The sequence below is a fragment of the Aliishimia ponticola genome (genome assembly GCF_004803475.1).
Classification (GTDB): domain Bacteria; phylum Pseudomonadota; class Alphaproteobacteria; order Rhodobacterales; family Rhodobacteraceae; genus Aliishimia; species Aliishimia ponticola.
On record NZ_SRKY01000003.1, the window covers coordinates 538,147 to 559,076 of the forward strand.

The following is a 20,930-nucleotide window of genomic DNA, read 5'->3' on the forward strand; positions in this document are numbered from 1 at the left end:
CCGCGCCGGTCATATCTGGCGCGGCCCGTATGTTGTCAGCCATAGACCAGACGTGGCAGCCACGTGATGATCTGTGGGAAGAACATGCACAGCACCAGCCCGACCACTTGCAGGAACAAGAACGGCAGGGCGGATTTGAAAATGTCGCTCATCGGGATTTCCGGCGGGGCCACGCCGCGCAGATAGAACAGCGCGTAGCCGAAGGGCGGCGACAGGAACGACATCTGCATGTTCACAAGGTACAGCACCCCGAACCACAGGACGAGATCCTCGGTGCTGTCCAATCCGAACGCCTGCGCGCCCAGCGCCTTGATGATGGGCACGAAGATCGGCACGCAAAGCAGCAGGATACCGACCCAGTCGAGGAACATGCCAAGGATCACCAGCAGCACCTGCATCAGGATCAGGATACCCCACGGCCCCAGCCCCGTCGCGGCGAGCGATTCCTGCACGAATTGCTGACCGCCTTCCAGCACGTAGAGCCCGACAAAGATCGTCGCACCGAACATGATCCAGATCACCATGGCCGACGCTTTGAGCGTGGTTGTGCAGGCCTCGCGCACCGTGGGCCAATCCAGCTTGCGGTGGATGGCCGCAACGATGAAGGCCCCGAACGTGCCGATGCCCGCCGCCTCTACCGGGGTCGCCACGCCAGAGAAGATGATCCCCAGCACGACGACGACCAGCACGATCGGCGCCGCCATCTTGCCGACAAGCCGCAGCTTTTCGGCGTTGGACACGCGTTCTTCCATCGGGATCGCCGGACCCAACACCGGATTGATATAACTGCGCGTGACCACATAGGCGATATACATGCCTGACAGCAGCAGGCCGGGAATGACCGCACCGATGAACAGCTCGCCCACCGATTGTTCGGCCACCACCGCATAGATGATCGCAAGGATCGACGGCGGGATCAGAATGCCAAGCGTGCCGCCCGCCATGATCGACCCCATCGCGATCTTCGGGTCGTAGTTCCGCTTGAGCATCGCGGGCAGCGCGATGATGCCCATGGTCACAACCGCCGCGCCGATCACCCCCACCATCGCCGCAAGGATGGTAGAGGCGATGATCGTCGCCGCCGCAAGCCCCCCCTTCAGCCCGCCCATGACCTTGTAGATCACGTCGAACATGTCGTTGATGATCCCCGCCCTTTCGAGCATCGCCGCCATGAAGATGAAAAGCGGGATCGCCGAAAGCTGATAATTGGTCATCAGCGGGAAAATCCGGCTGGGCACGATGTTGAGCGCGCGCGCGTCGCCAAGGACGAACAGGAACACACAGGCCAGACCGCCCGTCACGAAGGCCAGCGGCAGCCCCGCCATCAGCAGGGTCAGCAAGCTGCCAAACATGATCAGCGTGAGCCACGCGATATCGATTTCAATTCCCATGGCTCAGTTCCCCCGCGCGATTTCACGGATGTCTTTCGACACTTTCGAAATGCCTTGCAGGACAAGCAGCAGCCCGCCCATGACCATGACCCATTTCATCGGCCACAATGGCACCTCCCATTCGTTAAAGCTGATCTCGCCCCAGCGGATATTCGGATCAGTCCACTGGTTCAGGCCAAAGCTGCCCAGCATTTCACCCAGGCCGATCTGCCCGCGCGCCCAGTCCGACAGGACCGAGTTGCCCGACGGCACCGCAATCGCGTCCATCGCGAAAATCCACGACGTGACAAGCAGCGTGCCCGCGAAAATGAAAAAGAAGATGGAGGTCAGCAGATCGACCCATGCCTTCCTTGGCTTCGACAGCGGCGCATAGAAGATATCCACGCGCACATGGCTTTCGGTCAGCATCGCATAGGCTCCGGCAATCAGGTATTGCATGCCGAACATCAGATACATCGCCTCATGCGCCCAATTGGTCGGTGAGCCGAACACATAGCGGGCCAGCACCTCGTAGTAGTAGACAAAGACCGCAATCACGGCCCAGTAGGCGACGAACTCACCACAGAAAAGCGATAGCCGATCGATCCAGTTCTGCGCATAGTCGCGGTCCTCTTTCGGGCCGTCTTCGATCTCGGCGGCGGCAAGCGCCTTTTCGGCTTCGGACATTTCCTCATGCGCGGGCAGACCGGCATTGGCCTTGCGCACCAATCTGGGCAGCAACACGAGGTCCACCGCAAGCAGGGCAAGGATCAGATAGAACGCATAGCCAGCCGCATTGTCCCAAAAGGCGCGGGTATCTGCGGCCTTCTGCTGAATGGGCGTGATCTCTTCCAGCGTGCTGCGGGCATCGGTCAGACGTGCCTCGCCCTTGGTGATCGTGTCTTGCGCACGGGTCAGGCGCCGCTCTGCGGATTTGCGGGCGAAGCTGCCCTCCTCCGCCGCATCGACACCGGCCTGAAGCTCTGCCAGATTCGCACGGGCATCCCCGACCCTGCCTTCTTCGCGGTCCAGCGTGCGCTGCGCCACGCGCAATTCGTTGTCATAGCCGGACAACACCGTGCGCGCCTGCTGCGTTTGCGCATTGGCGAACAGCACGAACAGGAAGATCGGCAGAAACACCACCCCCCACATGCTTTTCAGATAAAACCGATGCAGCCCCAGAATGCCGCCGGTCACGGCGATCATATAGGCCAATGGCAGCGTATAGCGTTTCTGTTCCGGCTGCGGACGGCGCGACAGGATCATCGCGACGATGGGAAAGACGATCAGCCCCACCCAATAGAGCCAATGCGGCAGCGTAAAGCCGAGCCCCGGCATTGCAGTCCCCTTGATAGTTAAGCGAAAGATGATGGAACCCGCCCGGACCATGCGCGGCCCGGGCGGTGAAGATCATGCAAACCCGCAGGTCAGAGCTTGAGCTCCAACCCGGCGGTCAGCGCCGGATCGACATAGCCAAGCGAGCCGGACTGCATGTAATCAAGCTGAATCTTGAACACGCGCGCCGCTTGTGGATCGCGGTTCGCATAGTCGAACCAGATCGGCACCGCGACTTCGGTCATCAGTTCCACATCGTCTTGGCTCAGTCGCGTGACCTCGGTGCCGTCGGCTTCGAACTTGCCCCATGCCTCCTGATCCGCCTTCTGGATCGCGGCGTGGTGCATATCCGAATAGACATGCGTTTCCATTTCCACGAATTGCTGCATCTCGGGCGACAGCGCGTCCCACGCGGTCTTGCCGACGGTGATGTCCATGATGTCGACCGGCTGATAGAGCGACATGAAGCCCGGAGGACCCATGACGATGTAATCGGTCACCTGGCTGAAGCCGAGCGCGTAGTTCACCGCCGGACCCACATAATCGGCAACGTCGATCGTGCCCTTTTCCAGCGCCGGGAAGATTTCCGAGCCGGGCAGAACCGTCGTCTCTGCGCCGATGGCGTTGAAGATTTCCGCCACCATGCCGCCGGGCAAACGCATCTTGCGCCCCGCGAAATCGTCGATGGACCGGATCGGCACCTTGGAGTGGATGATGTTCGGCCCATGATGGACCGGACCCACGAAGTGCAGACCCTGCGCCGCGTAAAGCTCGCGCGCGATGTCGATACCCCCAAGCCCGTAGTAGAACACGTCGAACTCATGCGGATTGCGCAGGCCCAGCGGGATCGAGGTCAGAAAGGTCGCCGCCGGAATGATGCCTTGGGCATAGATGGTGAAGGGGTTCACCGCCTCCAGCACGCCGTTCTTCACCGCGTCGTAAAGTTGGAAGTCGCCGACGACATCATTCGCACCGAACGGGGTAAAGGACAGCTCACCGCCGGTCTTTTCTTCGATCGTGGCGCACCAGTCCTTGAAGATTTGCAGCCCCGCGCCGCCCGGCCAACTGGTCTGGATTTTCCAGTTCGTGCCATGCGCGGCAGCGGTGGCGATATGCGGCGCGGCAAGGCCAGCAGCCCCCACACCAGCGAAAGCACGCAGCGCCGAGCGCCGCGTCGTGATCTTGGTCATGATTTTCCTCCCATTTCCATGTCGGCGCTGCTCTGTCTCCCGCAAAGCGACACCGACACCCGGAAAGGTAGCGGCAATTCGGAAAATTGGTAAATACTTTTTACAGACCCCTTGAAATCGCGCCATTCTGACCGGTGCCGCAAAAAGGTACCGCGCAACCCTGCCCAAATTGTCCGTCAGCTTGGGGAATGCTCGTAATGCGTGCGGGCGCTAGACCTGGTCTTCCCCCATCAGCCACGACCGGAATGCCTGGATTTCGTCCCGGCCGCCCACGTCGTCACGGATGACGAAGTAATACGCCTCGCGGATCGGCAGAAGGTAATCGAAGGGGGACACAAGGTCGCCGCGCTCCAGAAATGGCTTGGTGAAGCTGTGATGGATCAGCGCAGTGCCAAAACCAGCGGTGATCGTCTGCAACGCAATGAGCGAGGAATCCGCCATCAGCCAGACCGGCGGTTCAGGACATTCAAGGCCAAACTGATCGGACAGGCGCCGCCATTCGATCTCGGACCCGAGGACAGGCACGGTGCCCGCTGCCAGAAGCTCCTGAACCTGCCCCGCGCCGTTGCAGGCTTTCAGATGATCGGGGTGACAGACAAGGCTCGCGACTTCATCGCCGAGCTTGTAGATTTCGGCCTCATTCCAATGGCCGGTGCCATAACGAATATCGACATCGATCGTCTCAAGGTCCATCCGATTGGACCAAACCGCCGTGGATAGGACGATTTCGATATCGGGGTGCAGGTCGTGAAACGCCTTCAGGCGCGGGGCCAGGATCAGCGTTGCATAGCTGATGGAGGCACGGATGCTGATCCGCCGCTTGCGCCGCACGGTGAACAGCCCCTCTGTCGCGTCGGTCATTTCCGCGAACGATTTGCGGATCGGCATGGCATAGGCCTGCCCCTTGTCCGTCAGAACCACCCCGCGCGGCAGGCGACGAAAAAGCTGGGTGCCAAGGTGCTGTTCCAGCAGCCTGATCTGTTGGCTGACAGCGGCGGGGGTCAGGTTCAATTCCACAGCGGCGTCGGAAAAACTGCTGTGGCGCGCGGCGGCCTCGAAGGCTCTGAGCCATGTTACGTGGGGCAATCGCATCGGGCACCGTCAGGTTCGGTCGGTAGAGTCGGGTCATAATGCACACCGCTTTGCGAAAGTGTAGAGAGCCACCCGCAAATTGAACCGCCCCAATGGCAAAAGATCGGTTGTTTGTCACCACTGCCTCGCAAAGAGCAAAACCATAAAGCGGCGCAAGAAATGGATGCGGTATGATGGAAGGCTCATATGACTACGTGGTCGTCGGCGCTGGGTCGGCTGGCTGCGCATTGGTCGAACGGTTGACACGGGATGGTCGGACGCGGGTTCTGTTGATCGAAGCGGGCGGATCGGACCGCGAGTTCTGGATCAAGGTGCCGCTTGGCTACGCAGTCAATTTCGCCAATCCCAAACTGAACTGGAACTATCACACCGAACCGGACGAAGCGCTGGACGGGCGCAGCATCTATTGGCCGCGCGGCCGGGTGATCGGCGGCTCCAGCTCCATCAACGCGATGGCCTATATGCGCGGCCTGCCCAACGATTTCGACGATTGGGCCGATAGCGGCGCGACCGGCTGGGCATGGCGCGATGTACGTCCCGCGTTCGAGCGGATGGAGCAGCATCTGGAACAGGATAGCGACGGCACCCGGCGCACGCGCGGCGAGGGCTTGCTGCCGATCAGCGATCTGCACGATCAGATGCACCCGTTCTCCCCCCGTTTTCTGCAAGCCGCCGAAGATTGTGGCTGGCCGCGCGGCGCAGATATCAGCACCGCCACCGGCGAAGTCGTCGGCTATTACCGTAGCACCGTGCGCAACGGGATGCGGTGTTCGGCAGCGGATGCGTTTCTTGCCCCGGCACGCAAACGCGGCAACCTTCGGCTGATGACCAATGCCGTGGTGGAACGGATCACCTTTGACGGCACCCGTGCGACCGGCCTGCATGTGCGCGTGGGCGACAAATCCTTTAACGTGACCGCAGGGCGCGAGGTGATCCTGTGCGCAGGGGCGGTCAATTCGCCCAAGCTGCTGCAACTGTCCGGCGTCGGTCCCGGCGAAGTGCTGCGCGATGTGGGCCTGTCCGTGCATCATGACCTGCCCGAGGTCGGGCGCGGGCTGCAAGATCACATCGCGATCTCTCATGTGTTCCGCGCGGTGACGCCGACACTGAACAATATCCTGGGGCGCCTGCCCCCGCGCATTCTGGCCGGGATGCAATATCTTGCGCAGCGGCGCGGCCCCTTGGGCGTGCCGGTCAATCAGGTCGGCGGCTATCTGTGCAGCGATCCCAAGCAGGCCGCGCCAGACATGCAGATCTATTGCAATCCGATGTCCTACTTTACTGCGCCGGACGGACGCACAGTGCTGGACAGGGAGCCGGGCTATCTGCTGTGCGCGCAGCTTTGCCGCCCCACCAGCCGGGGCGAGATCGCCATCCGCTCTGCCGATCCGGACGCCGCGCCGGTGATCCGGCCCAACTCGCTTGCCACGCAATATGACAAAGATGGCGCGCGCCGCGCGATCGAGATCATCGCCCGCCTTGCCGCAGCCCCCGCCCTGCGTGCCGTCACGCAAGAACGACTGATCCCCGCGCCAGAAGTGCAGGATGCTGACGCGCTGATGGATGACTTCCGGGCGCGTGCCTCCACCGTCTTTCACCCGACCTCCACATGCCGGATGGGGCGTGGGCCGCAGGAGTCCGTGCTGGACGCGCGCTGCCGTGTGCATGGTCTGTCGGGGTTGCGCGTTGTCGATAGCTCTGCCTTCCCGGCAGTCACCTCGGGCAACACCAACGCGCCGACCATGATGCTGGCCACCCGCGCCGCCGACATGATCCTGGAAGACGCCGCCACAGGCGACCATGAAAGGGTTCTGGCCTATGCGTCTTGAGAAGATAGAGACCTTCGTTTTCGGCAATCCGCCGCCGCGCCATGGCGGGCGGTACTTCATATTCGTCCGGCTGACCACGGCGTGCGGGATCACCGGCGTGGGCGAGATTTACAACGCCACATTCGGCCCCGATCTGGTGGCCGCCATGGCCGTGGACATGTTTGCCCGCCAGTTCGATGGGGCCGATCCGCACCATATCGAACGGCTTTGGCGGCGGGCCTATGGCGCGGGCTTCACGCAGCGCCCGGACGTCACTGTGATGGGCGTTCTCAGCGGCTTGGAAATGGCTTGCTGGGACATCATCGGCAAGGCCGCCGATCAGCCTGTCTATCAGTTGATGGGCGGCAAGGTGCATGAGCGGCTGCGCAGCTATACCTACCTTTATCCACCAGAGGGCGACGTCTATCCCGCACCCGGCGCGCCCAGCGTATATGACGACCCGGATCTTGCCGCAGAGGTTGCGGTGCAGATGGTCGACAAGGGGTTTACCGCCGTCAAGTTCGACCCGGCTGGCCCCTATTCCGTCTATGATGGGCACCAGCCGCGGATGGAGGATCTGAACCGGTCCGAGGCGTTCTGCAAGCGAATCCGCGAGGCCGTGGGCGACAGGGCCGATCTGCTTTTCGGCACCCATGGGCAGTTCACCGTCTCCGGCGCGAAACGCATGGCCCGGCGGCTTGAACCCTATGATCCGCTTTGGTTCGAAGAGCCGATCCCGCCCGAGAATCCCGCCGATATGGCCGAAGTCGCCCGCTATACCGCAATCCCCGTCGCAGCCGGAGAGCGGCTGTGCACCAAGCATGAATTCGCGCGGATGATCGAGGCGGGCGCAGCGTCGATCCTTCAGATGAACCTTGGCCGCGTGGGCGGTCTGCTTGAAGCGCGCAAGATCGCGGGCATGGCGGAAACCCGGTCGGTCCAGATCGCGCCGCATCTTTATTGCGGCCCCGTCGTGGCTGCGGCCAATATCCAGGTGGCCACCTGTAGCCCGAACTTCCTGATCCTTGAAAGCATCGGGACGTTCGATGGCCCCTATATGTCCTGCCTCAAGTCGGACATCGCATGGGAAGACGGCTATGTGATCCCGCCCAGCGCACCGGGCCTTGGCGTTGAACTGGACGACGCGGCCATCGCGGCCTCCCCCTATACCGGAACCGAGTTGCACCTGACCATGGACACGCAGCCCGTTACCCACTGACAGAATTAAGGAAGACGATGCACACGCTCGATAAATTCTACATCGACGGCACTTGGGTCAGCCCCGAAGGCACCGGCACGATGCCGATCAAGAACCCGGCCAGCAACACGCAGATCGGCACGCTCAGCATGGGCAGCGCGGCGGATGTGGACCACGCCGTGGCCGCCGCCAAATTCGCCTTTGACAGCTTTTCGATGACCACAAAGCCAGAGCGTCTGGCGCTGCTGCGCCAATTGCTGGACGTCACGCGCCGCCGCCAAGGCGATCTGGCCGCCGCCATGACTGCCGAGATGGGCGCGCCTGCCACCATGTCCTTTGACGTGCAGGCCGAAAGCGGGATCGGGCATTTGGTCGCCTTTATCGACGCGCTCGAAGCATTGGACGAAGAAGAAACCCTGCCCAACGGCGATATCCTCAGCCGCGAGCCGATCGGCGTCGTCGGTATGATCACCCCGTGGAACTGGCCGATCAACCAGATCGCGCTGAAGGTCATTCCCGCACTGGCGACCGGGGCGACCTGCGTTCTCAAACCGTCCGAGCACACGCCGCTTTCGGCCAATATCTATGCCGAAATCGTGGATGAGGCCGGCTACCCCGCCGGTGTCTTCAACCTTGTGCATGGCGATGGGCCAACCGTGGGCGCGGCGATCACCGCGCACCCGGATGTGGCGATGGTGTCCTTCACCGGTTCGACCCGCGCGGGCGTCGAGGTGTCGCGCGCAGCGGCCCCCGGCATCAAGCGTGTGACGCTGGAACTGGGCGGCAAATCGGCCAACCTCGTCTTTGCCGATTGCGATCTGGAAAAGCGCATCGCCGAGGGCGTGGCCGAGTGTTTCGACAATACCGGACAGTCCTGCAACGCACCGACGCGGATGCTGGTTGAACGCCCGGTCTATGAAAAGGCGCTGCGTCTGGCCGCCATGGCTGCCGAAGCGCAGAAGGTCGGTGATCCGGCAAAGCCCGGCGACCATATCGGCCCGCTGTTCGACGAAATCCAGTATGACCGTGTGCAGACGATGATCCGCAAGGGGCTGGACGAAGGCGCGACGCTGTTGGCCGGCGGGCTGGGCAAGCCAGAAGGGCTGGAACAGGGCTGGTTCGTGCGACCGACGATCTTTGCCGATGTGTCCAACGACATGGCCATCGCGCGCGAGGAAATCTTTGGCCCGGTTCTGGTCATGATCCCCTTCGATACCGAAGACGAGGCGATCGCCATCGCCAATGACACCGAATACGGGCTGGCCGCCTATGTCCAAACCGGAAGCGCCGAGCGCGCCGCCCGTGTGAGCCGCCGGCTGCGGGCCGGTGTCGTCGCCATCAACGGGCGTGGGTCCGATTATGGCTCGCCCTTTGGTGGCTACAAGAAATCGGGCATCGGGCGCGAGGGCGGTATCTTCGGGCTGGAAGACTATCTGGAGCTGAAAGTGCGTCCGCCGTTTCAAGCGTAACGCACCCGGCGGCGGTCGGGCGTGACTGCGATGCGGACCACGACCACCGTTCACCGGGCAGCCATTCAACCCAGAGTGGCGGCAATTTCTTCAACGATGCCCATGATCCGCTTGAGGCGCGCGCTGGGTGCGCGTCCGCGGCGGGTGATGGCCCAAAGCTCATGGTATCGGGGTTCCGGCAGGCTGGCGGTCTTGACGCGCGCGGCTTGAGGGAACGCCGCAAGGCCGCTGCGCGGGAGCAGCGTGTAGCCTACCCCTTCGGCGACCGGAGCGGGGATCTGACTGATCTGGTTCACATATGTGCGCAGCTTCAACCTGTCTGCGCCGGTAAACTCCTCCGGGAAATTCAGTGAAAACAGGTCGTCGGCATAGGTCGCGACATCCGGGTGGGCGACCAGACCAAGCATTTCGAGCGTATCGAAACTGACCGGGTCTTTGACGCCTTCGGGAAGCAGCAGGCACAGCTCCTCCCGCCCGAATTGCCGCGCATCGATACGGGGATGACGCGGATCATGCGCAACGATGCCAAGGTCGAAACGCCCCTCCAATACGCCGTCCAGAACACGGGATTGGGGCGTGGCCTCAACATGCATCGCCAAATCCGGCGCGCCCCGCATCAGCGCGATGGCACGCGGGTAGAACAGCATCGCGAAACTGCCCGAGCACGCGATCCGCAGTTCCCCCGCATCGGGGTCGTCCCGCGCAATCACGTCCCGCAACGCCCGTTCCTGAGCACGGCGCGACAGGCCAAGATCGCGCAGCTTTTCACCTGCTTCCGTCAAGGTAAACCTCTTGCCGTCTTTCGTGATCAACGGGTGTCCAAGCTGATGTTCCAACTTGCGCAAATGCTGGGAGACACCCGGCTGCGTCATGTTCAACCGGGCCGCAGCGCGGGTGAAATGCCCTTCTTCGGCGAGGACGGTAAAGGTTTCGAGCCAGGTGGAGTTGAGCATACAATCATAACCCATTGTTCGCAAAATCATTAAATATGATAATTTCATATTTTGAAAGCGCCCCCCTACATCTCCTTCAATTGAAGTGAAAGGAGATCAACATGATTTCGCCCCCCCGCACGTTCTCGCATATCGGTCTTTCCGTCCCGGACCTTGACGCCGCCGTGAAGTTCTATTCCGAGGTCATGGGGTTCTATGTCCTCATGCAGCCTAGCAAGATCGTCGAGGACGACAGCGCAATCGGTGTGATGTGTACCGACGTCTTCGGGCCGGGCTGGCAGCACTTGCGGATTGCCCATCTTTCCACGGGTGACGGTATCGGCATCGAGCTTTTCGAGTTCGCGGGAAACTATAGCCCGGACGAAAATTTCGCCTTCCGCCGCCATGGGACATTCCATTTCGCGGTTCAGGATCCGGACCTTGAAGGGTTGCTGGCAAAGATCGTCGCGGCAGGCGGCAAGCAGCGGATGCCGGTTCGAGAATACTTCCCCGGCGAAAAGCCCTATCGCATGGTTTACGTCGAAGACCCGTTTGGGAACATCTTCGAACTTTACAGCCACAGCTATGAACTGACCTATTCTGCGGGCGCATATGCATGATTGGGTCCGGGAACAGCCTGCCTGCTTCGGGCTGTTCCCCCCCTGCCGTTGCCGCCAGCCGCAGTGTTGTTACGTGCCCCCGGTTCACGGCTTGCCACCAAGGCAGCGCTTTAAAATAAGTTAACGCGCGCTAAGTTTCGTCCCAATCGGAACTGCAGAAGGACGACGTAGCCATGTTAGCACGGTGGAATAGCTTTACTGGGGGCGCTCTTGCAGCGCTGTTGGCGACATCCGCGTTTGCACAGCAGGATCACGGCGGTCCGCCGCCCATGTCGGAAGAAGATCAGGCGCTCAGCGCGGCCCTGCAAGAACGGATGGGCGACACCAGCACCCTGATGGGCAGCCAACCGATGCCGGAAGACGTGGCGCAATGCGGCGAGAGCCCGGGCATCGACCGGCTGGTCTGTCTGGCGGATCTGCTGAAGGCCGACGTCTCGGACGAGGTCATGGAGAACCTGCAACACGAGTATTCCGTCGAATTGGCCCAGAATTGGAGCAACCTGCCCGCAGGTGCCTTTCCCAAGCGTCCGGGCGTTTTGTTGGGCGAGCTGACCACCCGGCAACGCGGCATCGTCAAGGCGATCATGATGGACGCCACCAGTGACCTGCCGAATGAAGGCTGGGACGAGATGGTGCAGACGCTGAACGCGGACGATTACATCAATACGGTCAGCACCGACTACAAGGCCGGGTATTCCTCCTACAACACCAAGATCGCCTTCCTTGGCACACCCGCCACGACGGGCACGTGGCAGCTGTATTATGGCGGGCACCACATGGCCTTCACCAATACCTATTCAGACGGGGCGCTGGTCGGGGCAACACCGTCCTTCCGCGGGGTGGAGCCGTTTCCCTATTTCGAGATGAACGGGCGCACCAATGTGCCGCTGACGCAGGAACGCGACGCCTTCGCCACGTTGCTTTCTTCCCTGTCGGACGACCAGAAAGCGGCGGCGCGGCTGGACGGAACCTACCGGGATATTCTGGCCGGGCCACAAGCCGATGACGCTATCCCGAACGAATTCGAAGGCTTGGCCGTTTCGGATTTGACCGACGATCAGACGGCACTGCTTGTGACGGCGATCCGGACATATGTGTTCGATATCTCCGAAGGCGATGCGACCACCTATATGGAGCGATATCTGGATGAGTTGCCGCAGACCTATCTAAGCTTTTCAGGCACGCCGCAGCTCAGCGCCGAAGATGACTATGTCCGCGTACACGGGCCGTCGCTTTGGATCGAGTTTTCGATGCAGTCGAACAAATCGACCGGCAAGGTCGGCAATCACCCACATTCGGTCTGGCGCGATCTTGCACACGATTACGGCGGGCAGACGGAATGATGTGGCGGCGCGCACTCACCGCGCTGGCGCTTGCCGGTGCGATGCTGGCCGGTGCCGGATCAGACACGGCCCGCGCCCATGGTCTGCCCGGCAGCGTTCTGACGCTGCAGCAGGCGGAGAACAGGTTGGAACTGGTGATTGAACTCCCGCTCGAAGACCTGATCATCGCGGAACAGAAGCTGGCCCCGCTGGCAGAGGCAGAGCCTGGCGCGCCCCTGCCCTCACAACAGGCCAGCGCAATCGCCGCCTATTTCGCGGATCATCTGGCACTGGGCCAGGATGCGTGCCCGGCGGCACTGACGCTGACGGAGGCGCGCCTGCGGGCGGCACAGGACCATCACCGCGGACGGTATATGCTGGTCATTGCCAGATTTGCGGTGGCCCCGGCGGATACCGCGCCGCTTTGGCCGCTGGAACTGCGCTATGACGCGGTGATGCATGAGGTGCGCAGCCACCGCGCCATGGTGTATTGGCGGGCATCAGATGGCGCAGCGCAAGGGCTGGCGGATTTCGGCTATCACACCGCCTTGCGCGGACCGCTCGTCCTGCAACGCGACTAGGTGCACAAGCGCCGCCGCTCCCGCGTCAGTCGATCAGCGCGTCGCTGCGTTGGCCTGCGCGCTCATGGTGGATCGGCAGGGTCCGACCGTAAAGCTGGCGCGTGCGTTCGACGCTGCCGACCATGTCCGGTGCCTCCACATAAGAAAAAATCGCGACATAGCGCGGCGTCGTTCCTTCAAGCGGTGCCACACGGTGCAGCGAGTACCGCCCCTTGAAGAGTTGCAGATCGCCCGGTTCCAGTTCCAGCGAAACGACCCTGTCGGATTGCCCTGCCAGCACTTTGGACACCTCTCCGAAATGCTCATCCACGCTGTCGCGGATCATCGGCGCGTATTCAAACGCCCCCCCGCCATCGGCATTTTGCAGCGCGAGCGTGACAGTGAAGTTGTTCGTATCGAAATGCCAGGGAAAGCCGTTCCCGGCCTCGGCCGCATTCACCATCATATCCGCCAGCGGGTCGGCATAGCGGAAGAAGCGGTCTTCCGGCTCTTGCAGGCACTCGCGAATGAACGTGTCGAACCCGTCGCTGTCATGAATGCGCCGTAGCGGCCCGTCCGGGGCGAAGTTATCTGCCGGGATAAACGCGTTGGAGCGGTCAAAGAACTGCCGCCTTGGGTCGTCCGGCGGCAGGCTGGTGTCTTCGGCGGTGAAATAGGCATTGGTGCGCGAATGGCTGCTGTGGCTTTTATCCGCGACGCTGTCCGCCTCTGCCACGGCTTCGGCGATGCCCTGCGGCGTCAGGAATCCCTTGAGAACCGCACAGCCCCGCTCTGCCAGCCCTGCCCGGACCTCTGCGAGAATTGCGTCGCGCGCAGGTCCGGGCGTGGCGATTGGGTAACGATCCAGATCGATCAAGTCACGTGCAAGCATTGGAATGCCTCCCCTACGAGTGGTCCCCGCCGGACCGCCCGGCGGGGCAGTTCCGTCGAAGCTTACGCGCTTTGCAGCTGCTCCGCTTCGGGTATCAATCCGGTATGGCCCTGCTTGGCGAGCACACGGTAGGTGCTGCGCAGCGCGCCCCGGTCGGTGTAGCAGCCACGCAGGTGGCGCATACCGCTATCGGCGACATAGCCTTCCCGGCCATGCACGATCCGGTGATTATCGAAGATCACGCAATTGCCCGCTTCGGACCGGAACCGCACGAGAAAGCGATCTTCCTGCATCATCTTCAGGAACTTGATGAAGGCCGGGTAATAGCTGTCGAGCAGGTCTTGCGGCAGGTCCATGATGTCTTGCAGGTGCTGCGAGATGGTCACGCCCGTCACGCGCCCTTCGGGATCGGTTTCGATGACACGCTGGTGCGCGCGGTAGTCCCAATTGTCGTGGCGATAGTAGAACGGGATCTTGTAATCGGCGAGCAGGCGGAAGGCTTCGGGATCTTCGGCCCGCAGCGCTTCGGCGACGGCAGCCCCGTCAAGGAACAGGGACAACCCGCCTTCGACAGTATTTTCGATGCAATGCAGGAATTGCACGCCGGGCGCGGCTTCTTCGCCGGGCAAGTCGGTATGCATCTCCAGCGGGCCTGCCGTGAAGGCCAGATTTGTTGGTTCGATTTCAACGCGCACGTCGAAGAACAGACCTTCGGCGGACGGGGTGATCGGCCCGACCGCGTTCACAAGACGCGGCAGGCTGTCATTATCCGCGTCCATGCCAGTGACGATGGCGATACCGTCCTCGATCAGCGCACGGGTCAGTTGCGCGCGCGCATCCGGGTCGGTCAGAACGGCGTTCTGCGGAACGCGGGTCAGGTTCGTGCCTTTGTCGGAATACCACAGCTTGCGCGGCAGATCGGCAGGATCTTCGGCCCGGCCCCGTGCGGCAAAGGTTTCAAGCACGCTCAGCGGGATGCGGCTGATCTGCGGTTCGGTCTGCCAGTCCACGACCAGTACATCACCGTCGATCTGGGCGGATTTGGCGCGCGGCAGATCGGGCAGCGAGGCCACGTCGAAAATGCGTTCGCGCGTTTGCGCATCAATGCAGCTTGGGCAGGCATCGCGCAGCCAGCAATAATTGAAATAGGCGGCGCCCGTTCGCAGGGGAACGGTCAGGCCGGAATCGTACAGGGTGATCTGGGTCATAGTGCGTATCTCGTGATCAGGTGGCGTAGTCGGCGGTTTCATGGTCAAGGATTTTGCGGATGGCGGTCAGATGCGCCTCTGCCTGCCCGGGGTAATCTTCGAGTTCCTGGGCAGTCTTTTCTGCAATGTCTTCGGGGATCAGGCGCAGCTTTTGCCCGGTCTGAAGCGCGCGGATATAGGTCTCTGCCGCGCGTTCAAAATAGTAGAGGCGGTTGAAGGCGTCGGCCACGTCGCGGCCCAGCACCAGCACGCCGTGATTGCCCATGACCATCACCTTTTTGGCGGGGTCGGTCAGCATCGCGGCGCAGCGCTCTCCCTCATCTTCGAAGGCCAGCCCGCCGAACTGTTCATCGATCACCACACGGTTGTAGAACGTCGCGGTGTTCTGATCGATCGGTGGCATCGTGCTGTCGGCAAGAGAGGCCAGAACCGTCGAAAAGATCGAATGGGCATGCATCACGCAGCGCGCATGGGGGCAGCGCCGGTGGATCGATCCGTGCAGGCCCCATGCGGTTGGGTCCGGCGCATCGGGGCGGTTCAGCGCATCGGGATCATTGGCGTCCAGAAGCAGCAATTCCGAGGCACGGATGCGCGAGAAATGCGCCTGATTGGGGTTGATCAGGAATTGCGTGCCTTCAGGATTGACGGCGAGGCTGAAGTGGTTGGCCACGGCCTCGTGCATGTTCAGGCGCGCAGTCCAGCGAAACGCAGCGGCAAGGTCGGTGCGTTCCTGCCAGTGGCTGATATTCGGCGCGGCGTCGAGGCTCATACCGCTTACTCCGCCGCCAAGGGGCGCGCACGACCCGGAGGAAAGACCTCATAGCCGCGTTCTTCGGGCTCATCGTCGATCAGCTCGGCCGGGAAGCCATCGGCAAGGATGGAAAGGCCGGTCGCCTCTTCCAGACGGCGGATGATGTCGTCGGTGTTTGCGCGTTCACCATAGCGGGTCTGGCCGTCACGCATGATGTCGATGACCATCGGCGACAATTCCAGCGGGACGTCATTGCGGTCTGCGATATTCTGGAACAGGCCCAGATCCTTCAGGATCAAATCCATGGTGAAGTTCACATCGCGCGAGCCGTTCAGGATCAACTGGCTTTCCGTTTCATGCACAAAGCTGGTGCCGGAGGAGATTTTCATCGCCTCGTAGGTGGTGGCCATATCCATGCCCGCGGCCTTCATCGTGACCAGTGCCTCGCAGCAGGTCAGCAGGTTCGCGGTGGCAAGGTAGTTGGTCATCACCTTCAGCGTCGACGCCGTGCCCAGCGGGCCGGTATGCAGCACGCGGCGGCCCAGATGCGTCAGCAGCGGCAGCACCTTTTCAAAGGTCTCGCGGTCACACCCGGCAAAGATCGAGATATTGCCCGTATCCGCCCGGTGACAGCCACCCGAGACGGGGCAATCGACCGGCGTGCCGCCCTTTTCTTCGACCAGCGCAGCAAGACGGCGAATTTCGGCATCATCGGTCGTCGACATTTCCATCCATGTCTTGCCGGGGCCGATTTCGGCAAGCATTTCGTCCATCACGGCAGCAGAGGCGGCAGGCGACGGCAGGCAGGTGATGACCACATCGCTATCGCGCATCAGGGCGGCAGGGCTTTGCGCCGTCCCTGCCCCGCGCGCGGCGAAATCCGCCATCAGGTCTTCCTTGCGGTCCAGTACCGTCAGGTCGATCCCGTTGCGCAACAGGCTGCCCGCCAGTTTGCCCCCCAGATTTCCCAGACCAATAAACCCGACTTTCATAATGTGCTCCGATGCGCCGATATCATTCGGGATACTGTGCCAAGTTTCTTGGGCGCTTAAAAACGATGGGATTGCACGCTGAGGCCAAAAATTATTTGAACCGGCACGGGTGCAAGCGCGCAGGATGTGCCGCGCCGCGCGCAGCTTTTGACACGCGATGACGGCGGCAAAGGTCGGTGTGGGATAGGCCGGAGGGCGCGGGCGGAGCGCGCCCGCGAGGTGCGCGTGTTCAGCCCTTGCGCCGGATGGTTCCGGTCAGCTCGATCACATCGCTTAGCGTGTTGGAAATCGTGCCATATTTGCGGATATTGCGGTGCAGCAGGTCGAGCCTTTGATCGCTCTCATCAGTGTCGACCACGATGTCATATTCGATACGCACCATCTTCGGCGGGCTGTCCTGCCGAACACCGTGCAGGGCGATCTCCATCCCGCGCAATTCAAAGCCCAGCATCGGCGCGACACGCTCCGCCCCTTTCAACATGCAGGCCGACAGACTCGCCAACAGCAGTTCGGCCGGATTGAACGCATCCTCGCGGCCCGCCAAATCGGTATCCAGAACGATCTTTGCGTCCTTGGCGTGGGCCTGCGCGCCGTGTTCGTCGATCCGGCGGGCCGTGACATTGTATTCAAGCATGGTTTTGCCTTCTGTCCTGATCCTGAGACGTCAGGCCGTCAACCATTGTTCCAGCTTGGCTTCGTCAGGAAGCCCGCCCGCGTGGACAAGCTTTCCGTCAATCGCGATGCCGGGCGTCGACATGACGCCTGCCATGGCCATGGATTTGGTGTCTGACACCTTTTCAATCGCGACGTCGATACCCAGTTTCGTGGCCGCATCGCGCACCATTTTCTCGGTCGTTTCACAGCGCTGGCAGCCGGGGCCGTAGACTTTGACGGTTTTCACGGGATGTCCTTTCAGGAAGGGTCATTCAGACCGGTTACAGAAGCAAGTTGAAGAGATAGCCGGTCGCCAAGATGCCCGAGGCGACGACGGCGATGAAAATCGCGATGAGCCGCAAGGTCAGCACCTGCTTGAGAATGATCATCTCTGGCAGCGACAGCGCGATCACCGACATCATGAAGGCCAGCGTCGTGCCCAGCGCCGCCCCTTTGCCAAGCAGCGCTTCGACGATGGGAATGACGCCCGCAGCATTGGTGTACATCGGCACGCCGACAACGACCGCCGCCGGCACCGACCACCACGCCTCGCCGCCCATTATTCTAAGCATCGTGGCTTCGGGAACATACCCATGGATCAGCGCGCCAATGCCGATGCCGACCAGGACCCAAATCCAGACCTTGCCCACGATCTCGCGCACCTGTTCGGCACCGATTTTCAACCGGTCGGTAAAGGTGAGTGTCTCTTCCGGCAAATCGTTCAGCGGGCCTGCGTTCAACTCGCGCACCCAGTCCTGAAGATAGCGTTCCAGCCCCATCTTCCCCATCACATAGCCCGCGATGGTGGCGATGGAGAACCCGAACACCAAATAGATCGTGGCGATCTTCCACCCCACCAGCGCGTAAAGCAGACCAAGGCCGACAGGCCCCACCATCGGGCCCGCGATCAGGAAGGAAAACGTCACGCCCAAGGGCACCCCGGCGGATACGAAGCCGATGAACAGCGGCACGGAAGAGCATGAACAGAACGGTGTCAGAACCCCCAGAAACGCCGCCAGCGGGTAGCCGAAAATCTCGCGCTTGCCGGCTAGAACCGCGCGTGTCTTTTCGGGGCTGAACCAACTGCGCAGCACCCCCGTTACAAAGACGATGCCGGTCAGAAGCAGCAGCACTTTGGGCACGTCATAGACGAAGAAGGCGATCGCTTCGCCGGTGTGACTGTCCCGCGCCACGGGAAACAGGCTGGTGACCCATTCGGAAAACGGGATCAACTGGCCATATGCCACCCAGCCCGCGACGGCGGCGGCAAGAACGCCCGCGTACCAAAGCCATTCCCGCGCTGCGGGCGGCGGAGAAATCTCGTGCGTTTCTGTGGTCATGCCATTTCCTGTTCGAACATCTTCTCGGCCCTCAAAACAGCCGTGATCACCGCCGCGATTTCACGCGGGATGTCTGGATTTTGCCGATACCTGACCCACTGGGCGTCGCGCCGATCCACAACCAAGCCCGCTTCGCGCAGAACTTTCATGTGGCGGGACATCCGGCTTTGACTCGCATCCAGCCGGTCCATCAATTCGCACACGCAGTGTTCCCCTCCATCCCAGATAATGGCGAGGGCAGCACGGCGGGTCGAATCGCCAAGGGCATCAAGTATCCGTTGCATGGGCTATGCGTATGCGCCGTGCCGCATATGCGCGTTGACATATGTCAATTCGCGCGCGGCCGCCGTGCAGGTTCAAGCGGGACGACATGGACCCGCGCTTGAAGCAACGCAAAACCGATGGCATCGAAACAAGCTACGCTGACCGGATGGCCGAATTGCGAAAGGCAGCGCCTCTCTCAGACAATCGCCAACGGGTTCAGACGCGGATTACCCGGCGCTTTCAGCGACGAGCGTCGGCCAATCGGGGTCTTCCACAAACGCTTCGAAGCGGTCAATCAGCCCCAGAAATGTGTCCAGATCGGCCTCTGAAAACGAATTGGCAAGGGCCGCCCGGCGCTGCGACATGGTCGCGGATGCCTTGTCAAAAACGGCCCGGCCCGCCGGGGTCAGGGCGACCAAAGACGTGCGGCGATCCCGCGTCCCTGTCGTCGTCGTGACATAGCCCTTTTTCATCATGGCCGGGATGGTCCGGCTGATCAGCGCGTGATCGGTTCTTTGGATGGAGGCCATTTCCGTCACCGTCAAAGGCCCCGCTTCGGCCAGATCCCACAAAACCCGCCATTCGGTGATCGACAGGTTCCCCGCAGATCGAAGCAAGCGTTGCGCCTGCGACCGCGAGGCCAGCGCCGCCGCCTGCAAGCGCCCGAAAAGGTTGCGCTCTTGTGTAAGGCACCGGGCTTTGAACCGATTTATGTGATCTTCCTGAGCTGTCGTCATGTGTCCTCCTGCCCCTATTAAGAGCAGCAATTTTTTTTCGTGACAAGTCACGTAGTTTTTGCAACCCTGAAAATCGGAGGCCCGTGATACACGGGGAATGAGTGCGCCGACGCGCGCCGCTAAGGGAGGAAATCATGATCCGGAAAACCATCGCCGGGGCGATGCTGGCATTGTTGCCGGCTGCCACTTTTGCACAAGCGACTTTGACAGCCGAGACCACATCGCCGGGGTCCACACCGCATTACATAGACACCACGCTCGCGGCCATTCTTGACGCGGATGGCGTGGCGACGATGCAGATTACCGAAGGCGCAACGCTGACGAACTCGGTTCAGGCTGTGGCCGAAGGTCAGCTGGATATGGCCCCCGCGCCGCTGATCCTGCCATTCCTGCTTTCGCGGGGAGTCGGCCCCTATTCCGGTGTCGGCCCGGAAAAAGGCGCCGAACTTGCCGGGAACCTGCGCGCGCTGTTCTTCTCGGCCCCGTCCGCGCAGCTTTTTGGGCATTACAACAGCGGTGCCATTCAGGGTCTTGAGGATATTGCAGGCAAGCGCATCTATAACGGCCCACCGCGCGGTGCTGCGCTGACGACGGGCCGGGCGGCGATCCAGCTTTTGACCGGCCTGAAAGATGGCGAAGGCTATGAAGGCATCCAAACGCCGTGGCCGGATACGGTTTCGACGATTACGGGCGGCGCAGTGGATGGCTGGACGCTTCCCGAAGGTCTGCCCTCGGGCCGCCAGATCGCGATTGCCGCCGCCGGTGGCACGACGATTTATGACATGCCGTCCGAATTGCTGAACAGCGAGTTCGGCCAGCAGATCCTCAAAGCGCCCGGCAACGCGCCCTACTCGATCCCGGTGGAGGAATACCGCGCGGCCTATGCAGGCAACGATATCACCATCGTGACCGATGATGACACATTCGATACCTTTGCCCTGGCCTTTGCGCAGATCGTTCCCGCGACGATGGACGAAGAACTCGCCTATCAGGTCACCAAATCCTACCTTGCCGGGAAGGAACGGTTTCTGACCGGATCGCCGCGCGGGCCGTACCTGTTCCTCAGCTTCGGCGACATCGACGGCACCAGTCAGGGCACCTGTGGAGCCGTGACGATGAAGCTGCATGCCGGGGCCGTGCGCGCTTATGAAGAAGCGGGTCACACCATTGCAGATTGTGTGAAACCCTAAGCTTTC

General features: G+C 61.7%; 21 protein-coding genes. 7 read left to right on the forward strand and 14 right to left on the reverse strand.

Annotated elements, in window-relative coordinates; translation table 11 throughout:
• Positions 1–35: 35 nt before the first annotated feature.
• From E4Z66_RS13760 to E4Z66_RS13775, 4 genes are all read right to left on the reverse strand, one after another.
• Positions 36–1,391: a TRAP transporter large permease gene (locus E4Z66_RS13760; protein WP_136463591.1), complete on the reverse strand. Its 1,356-nt coding sequence runs from the start codon at positions 1,389–1,391 to the stop codon at positions 36–38.
• 3 nt (positions 1,392–1,394) lie between these two features.
• On the reverse strand, positions 1,395–2,708 hold the full coding sequence (locus tag E4Z66_RS13765) for a TRAP transporter small permease subunit (RefSeq protein ID WP_136463592.1): 1,314 nt from the start codon (positions 2,706–2,708) through the stop codon (positions 1,395–1,397).
• A gap of 89 nt (positions 2,709–2,797) precedes the next feature.
• Positions 2,798–3,895, reverse strand: coding sequence for a TRAP transporter substrate-binding protein DctP (dctP, locus tag E4Z66_RS13770; RefSeq protein ID WP_246036029.1), 1,098 nt, complete (start codon positions 3,893–3,895; stop codon positions 2,798–2,800).
• Between the two features lie 210 nt (positions 3,896–4,105).
• Positions 4,106–4,987: a LysR family transcriptional regulator gene (locus E4Z66_RS13775; protein ID WP_136463593.1), complete on the reverse strand. Its 882-nt coding sequence runs from the start codon at positions 4,985–4,987 to the stop codon at positions 4,106–4,108.
• A gap of 173 nt (positions 4,988–5,160) precedes the next feature.
• On the opposite strand from E4Z66_RS13775, the gene E4Z66_RS13780 reads away from it, so the two are divergent.
• The 3 genes from E4Z66_RS13780 to E4Z66_RS13790 are packed head-to-tail and all read left to right on the forward strand — an operon-like array spanning position 5,161 to position 9,462.
• Positions 5,161–6,816, forward strand: a complete 1,656-nt coding sequence (locus tag E4Z66_RS13780; RefSeq protein ID WP_136463741.1) for a GMC family oxidoreductase — start codon at positions 5,161–5,163, stop codon at positions 6,814–6,816.
• The gene (locus E4Z66_RS13785) at positions 6,806–8,014 is read left to right on the forward strand and encodes a mandelate racemase/muconate lactonizing enzyme family protein (RefSeq protein ID WP_136463594.1); all 1,209 of its coding nucleotides are present in this window, start codon (positions 6,806–6,808) and stop codon (positions 8,012–8,014) included. Before E4Z66_RS13780 ends, E4Z66_RS13785 begins: the two co-directional genes overlap by 11 nt.
• A gap of 17 nt (positions 8,015–8,031) precedes the next feature.
• Positions 8,032–9,462 (forward strand): aldehyde dehydrogenase family protein, encoded by a 1,431-nt coding sequence (locus tag E4Z66_RS13790; protein WP_136463595.1) that lies wholly within the window; start codon positions 8,032–8,034, stop codon positions 9,460–9,462.
• A gap of 65 nt (positions 9,463–9,527) precedes the next feature.
• Here E4Z66_RS13790 and E4Z66_RS13795 read toward each other — a convergent pair whose 3' ends face one another.
• Positions 9,528–10,415: a LysR family transcriptional regulator gene (locus tag E4Z66_RS13795; RefSeq protein ID WP_136463742.1), complete on the reverse strand. Its 888-nt coding sequence runs from the start codon at positions 10,413–10,415 to the stop codon at positions 9,528–9,530.
• Positions 10,416–10,516: 101 nt separating this feature from the next.
• Here E4Z66_RS13795 and E4Z66_RS13800 point away from each other — a divergent pair, with 101 nt between their 5' ends.
• The 3 genes from E4Z66_RS13800 to E4Z66_RS13810 all read left to right on the forward strand — a co-directional run bounded on the left by E4Z66_RS13800 (position 10,517) and on the right by E4Z66_RS13810 (position 12,917).
• Positions 10,517–11,014 (forward strand): lactoylglutathione lyase family protein, encoded by a 498-nt coding sequence (locus E4Z66_RS13800; RefSeq protein ID WP_136463596.1) that lies wholly within the window; start codon positions 10,517–10,519, stop codon positions 11,012–11,014.
• Positions 11,015–11,187: 173 nt separating this feature from the next.
• Complete coding sequence (locus E4Z66_RS13805) at positions 11,188–12,357, forward strand: DUF3500 domain-containing protein (RefSeq protein ID WP_246036030.1); 1,170 nt, start codon at positions 11,188–11,190, stop codon at positions 12,355–12,357.
• Positions 12,354–12,917 (forward strand): hypothetical protein, encoded by a 564-nt coding sequence (locus tag E4Z66_RS13810; RefSeq protein ID WP_136463597.1) that lies wholly within the window; start codon positions 12,354–12,356, stop codon positions 12,915–12,917. The genes E4Z66_RS13805 and E4Z66_RS13810 overlap by 4 nt, the downstream gene beginning before the upstream one ends.
• Before the next feature lie 25 nt (positions 12,918–12,942).
• On the opposite strand, the gene E4Z66_RS13815 is transcribed toward E4Z66_RS13810, so the two are convergent.
• The 9 genes from E4Z66_RS13815 to E4Z66_RS13855 all read right to left on the reverse strand — a co-directional run bounded on the left by E4Z66_RS13815 (position 12,943) and on the right by E4Z66_RS13855 (position 19,734).
• On the reverse strand, positions 12,943–13,788 hold the full coding sequence (locus E4Z66_RS13815) for a HalD/BesD family halogenase (RefSeq protein ID WP_136463598.1): 846 nt from the start codon (positions 13,786–13,788) through the stop codon (positions 12,943–12,945).
• Positions 13,789–13,850: 62 nt separating this feature from the next.
• Positions 13,851–14,996, reverse strand: coding sequence for a TauD/TfdA family dioxygenase (locus E4Z66_RS13820; RefSeq protein ID WP_136463599.1), 1,146 nt, complete (start codon positions 14,994–14,996; stop codon positions 13,851–13,853).
• 16 nt (positions 14,997–15,012) lie between these two features.
• Entirely contained in the window at positions 15,013–15,765 is a 753-nt protein-coding gene (locus tag E4Z66_RS13825; protein WP_136463600.1) for a class II aldolase and adducin N-terminal domain-containing protein, read from the reverse strand.
• Positions 15,766–15,770: 5 nt separating this feature from the next.
• Positions 15,771–16,898 carry an NAD(P)-dependent oxidoreductase gene (locus tag E4Z66_RS13830; RefSeq protein WP_342773454.1) on the reverse strand — a complete coding sequence of 376 codons (1,128 nt, stop codon included), beginning with the start codon at positions 16,896–16,898 and terminating at the stop codon, positions 15,771–15,773.
• Between the two features lie 70 nt (positions 16,899–16,968).
• Entirely contained in the window at positions 16,969–17,373 is a 405-nt protein-coding gene (locus E4Z66_RS13835; protein ID WP_136463602.1) for an OsmC family protein, read from the reverse strand.
• Positions 17,374–17,403: 30 nt separating this feature from the next.
• Positions 17,404–17,640, reverse strand: a complete 237-nt coding sequence (locus tag E4Z66_RS13840) for a thioredoxin family protein (protein WP_136463603.1) — start codon at positions 17,638–17,640, stop codon at positions 17,404–17,406.
• A gap of 34 nt (positions 17,641–17,674) precedes the next feature.
• Positions 17,675–18,733, reverse strand: coding sequence for a permease (locus tag E4Z66_RS13845; RefSeq protein WP_136463604.1), 1,059 nt, complete (start codon positions 18,731–18,733; stop codon positions 17,675–17,677).
• Positions 18,730–19,017, reverse strand: a complete 288-nt coding sequence (locus E4Z66_RS13850) for an ArsR/SmtB family transcription factor (protein WP_136463605.1) — start codon at positions 19,015–19,017, stop codon at positions 18,730–18,732. The genes E4Z66_RS13845 and E4Z66_RS13850 overlap by 4 nt, the downstream gene beginning before the upstream one ends.
• 207 nt (positions 19,018–19,224) lie before the next feature.
• Positions 19,225–19,734 (reverse strand): MarR family winged helix-turn-helix transcriptional regulator, encoded by a 510-nt coding sequence (locus tag E4Z66_RS13855; protein ID WP_136463606.1) that lies wholly within the window; start codon positions 19,732–19,734, stop codon positions 19,225–19,227.
• A gap of 134 nt (positions 19,735–19,868) precedes the next feature.
• Here E4Z66_RS13855 and E4Z66_RS13860 point away from each other — a divergent pair, with 134 nt between their 5' ends.
• The gene (locus E4Z66_RS13860) at positions 19,869–20,924 is read left to right on the forward strand and encodes a TAXI family TRAP transporter solute-binding subunit (RefSeq protein ID WP_136463607.1); all 1,056 of its coding nucleotides are present in this window, start codon (positions 19,869–19,871) and stop codon (positions 20,922–20,924) included.
• Positions 20,925–20,930: the final 6 nt, after the last annotated feature.

Coding starts and splice junctions, on each gene's coding strand:
- E4Z66_RS13765 (WP_136463592.1), bottom strand. CDS start 2,708: ATGCCGGGGCTCGGCTTTACGCTGCCGCATTGGCTCTATTGGGTGGGG.
- E4Z66_RS13825 (WP_136463600.1), bottom strand. CDS start 15,765: ATGAGCCTCGACGCCGCGCCGAATATCAGCCACTGGCAGGAACGCACC.
- E4Z66_RS13855 (WP_136463606.1), bottom strand. CDS start 19,734: ATGACGACAGCTCAGGAAGATCACATAAATCGGTTCAAAGCCCGGTGC.
- E4Z66_RS13815 (WP_136463598.1), bottom strand. CDS start 13,788: ATGCTTGCACGTGACTTGATCGATCTGGATCGTTACCCAATCGCCACG.
- E4Z66_RS13780 (WP_136463741.1), top strand. CDS start 5,161: ATGGAAGGCTCATATGACTACGTGGTCGTCGGCGCTGGGTCGGCTGGC.
- E4Z66_RS13820 (WP_136463599.1), bottom strand. CDS start 14,996: ATGACCCAGATCACCCTGTACGATTCCGGCCTGACCGTTCCCCTGCGA.
- E4Z66_RS13785 (WP_136463594.1), top strand. CDS start 6,806: ATGCGTCTTGAGAAGATAGAGACCTTCGTTTTCGGCAATCCGCCGCCG.
- E4Z66_RS13835 (WP_136463602.1), bottom strand. CDS start 17,373: ATGCTTGAATACAATGTCACGGCCCGCCGGATCGACGAACACGGCGCG.
- E4Z66_RS13795 (WP_136463742.1), bottom strand. CDS start 10,415: ATGCTCAACTCCACCTGGCTCGAAACCTTTACCGTCCTCGCCGAAGAA.
- E4Z66_RS13790 (WP_136463595.1), top strand. CDS start 8,032: ATGCACACGCTCGATAAATTCTACATCGACGGCACTTGGGTCAGCCCC.
- dctP (WP_246036029.1), bottom strand. CDS start 3,895: ATGACCAAGATCACGACGCGGCGCTCGGCGCTGCGTGCTTTCGCTGGT.
- E4Z66_RS13850 (WP_136463605.1), bottom strand. CDS start 19,017: ATGCAACGGATACTTGATGCCCTTGGCGATTCGACCCGCCGTGCTGCC.
- E4Z66_RS13775 (WP_136463593.1), bottom strand. CDS start 4,987: ATGCGATTGCCCCACGTAACATGGCTCAGAGCCTTCGAGGCCGCCGCG.
- E4Z66_RS13845 (WP_136463604.1), bottom strand. CDS start 18,733: ATGACCACAGAAACGCACGAGATTTCTCCGCCGCCCGCAGCGCGGGAA.
- E4Z66_RS13810 (WP_136463597.1), top strand. CDS start 12,354: ATGATGTGGCGGCGCGCACTCACCGCGCTGGCGCTTGCCGGTGCGATG.
- E4Z66_RS13800 (WP_136463596.1), top strand. CDS start 10,517: ATGATTTCGCCCCCCCGCACGTTCTCGCATATCGGTCTTTCCGTCCCG.
- E4Z66_RS13805 (WP_246036030.1), top strand. CDS start 11,188: ATGTTAGCACGGTGGAATAGCTTTACTGGGGGCGCTCTTGCAGCGCTG.
- E4Z66_RS13760 (WP_136463591.1), bottom strand. CDS start 1,391: ATGGGAATTGAAATCGATATCGCGTGGCTCACGCTGATCATGTTTGGC.
- E4Z66_RS13860 (WP_136463607.1), top strand. CDS start 19,869: ATGATCCGGAAAACCATCGCCGGGGCGATGCTGGCATTGTTGCCGGCT.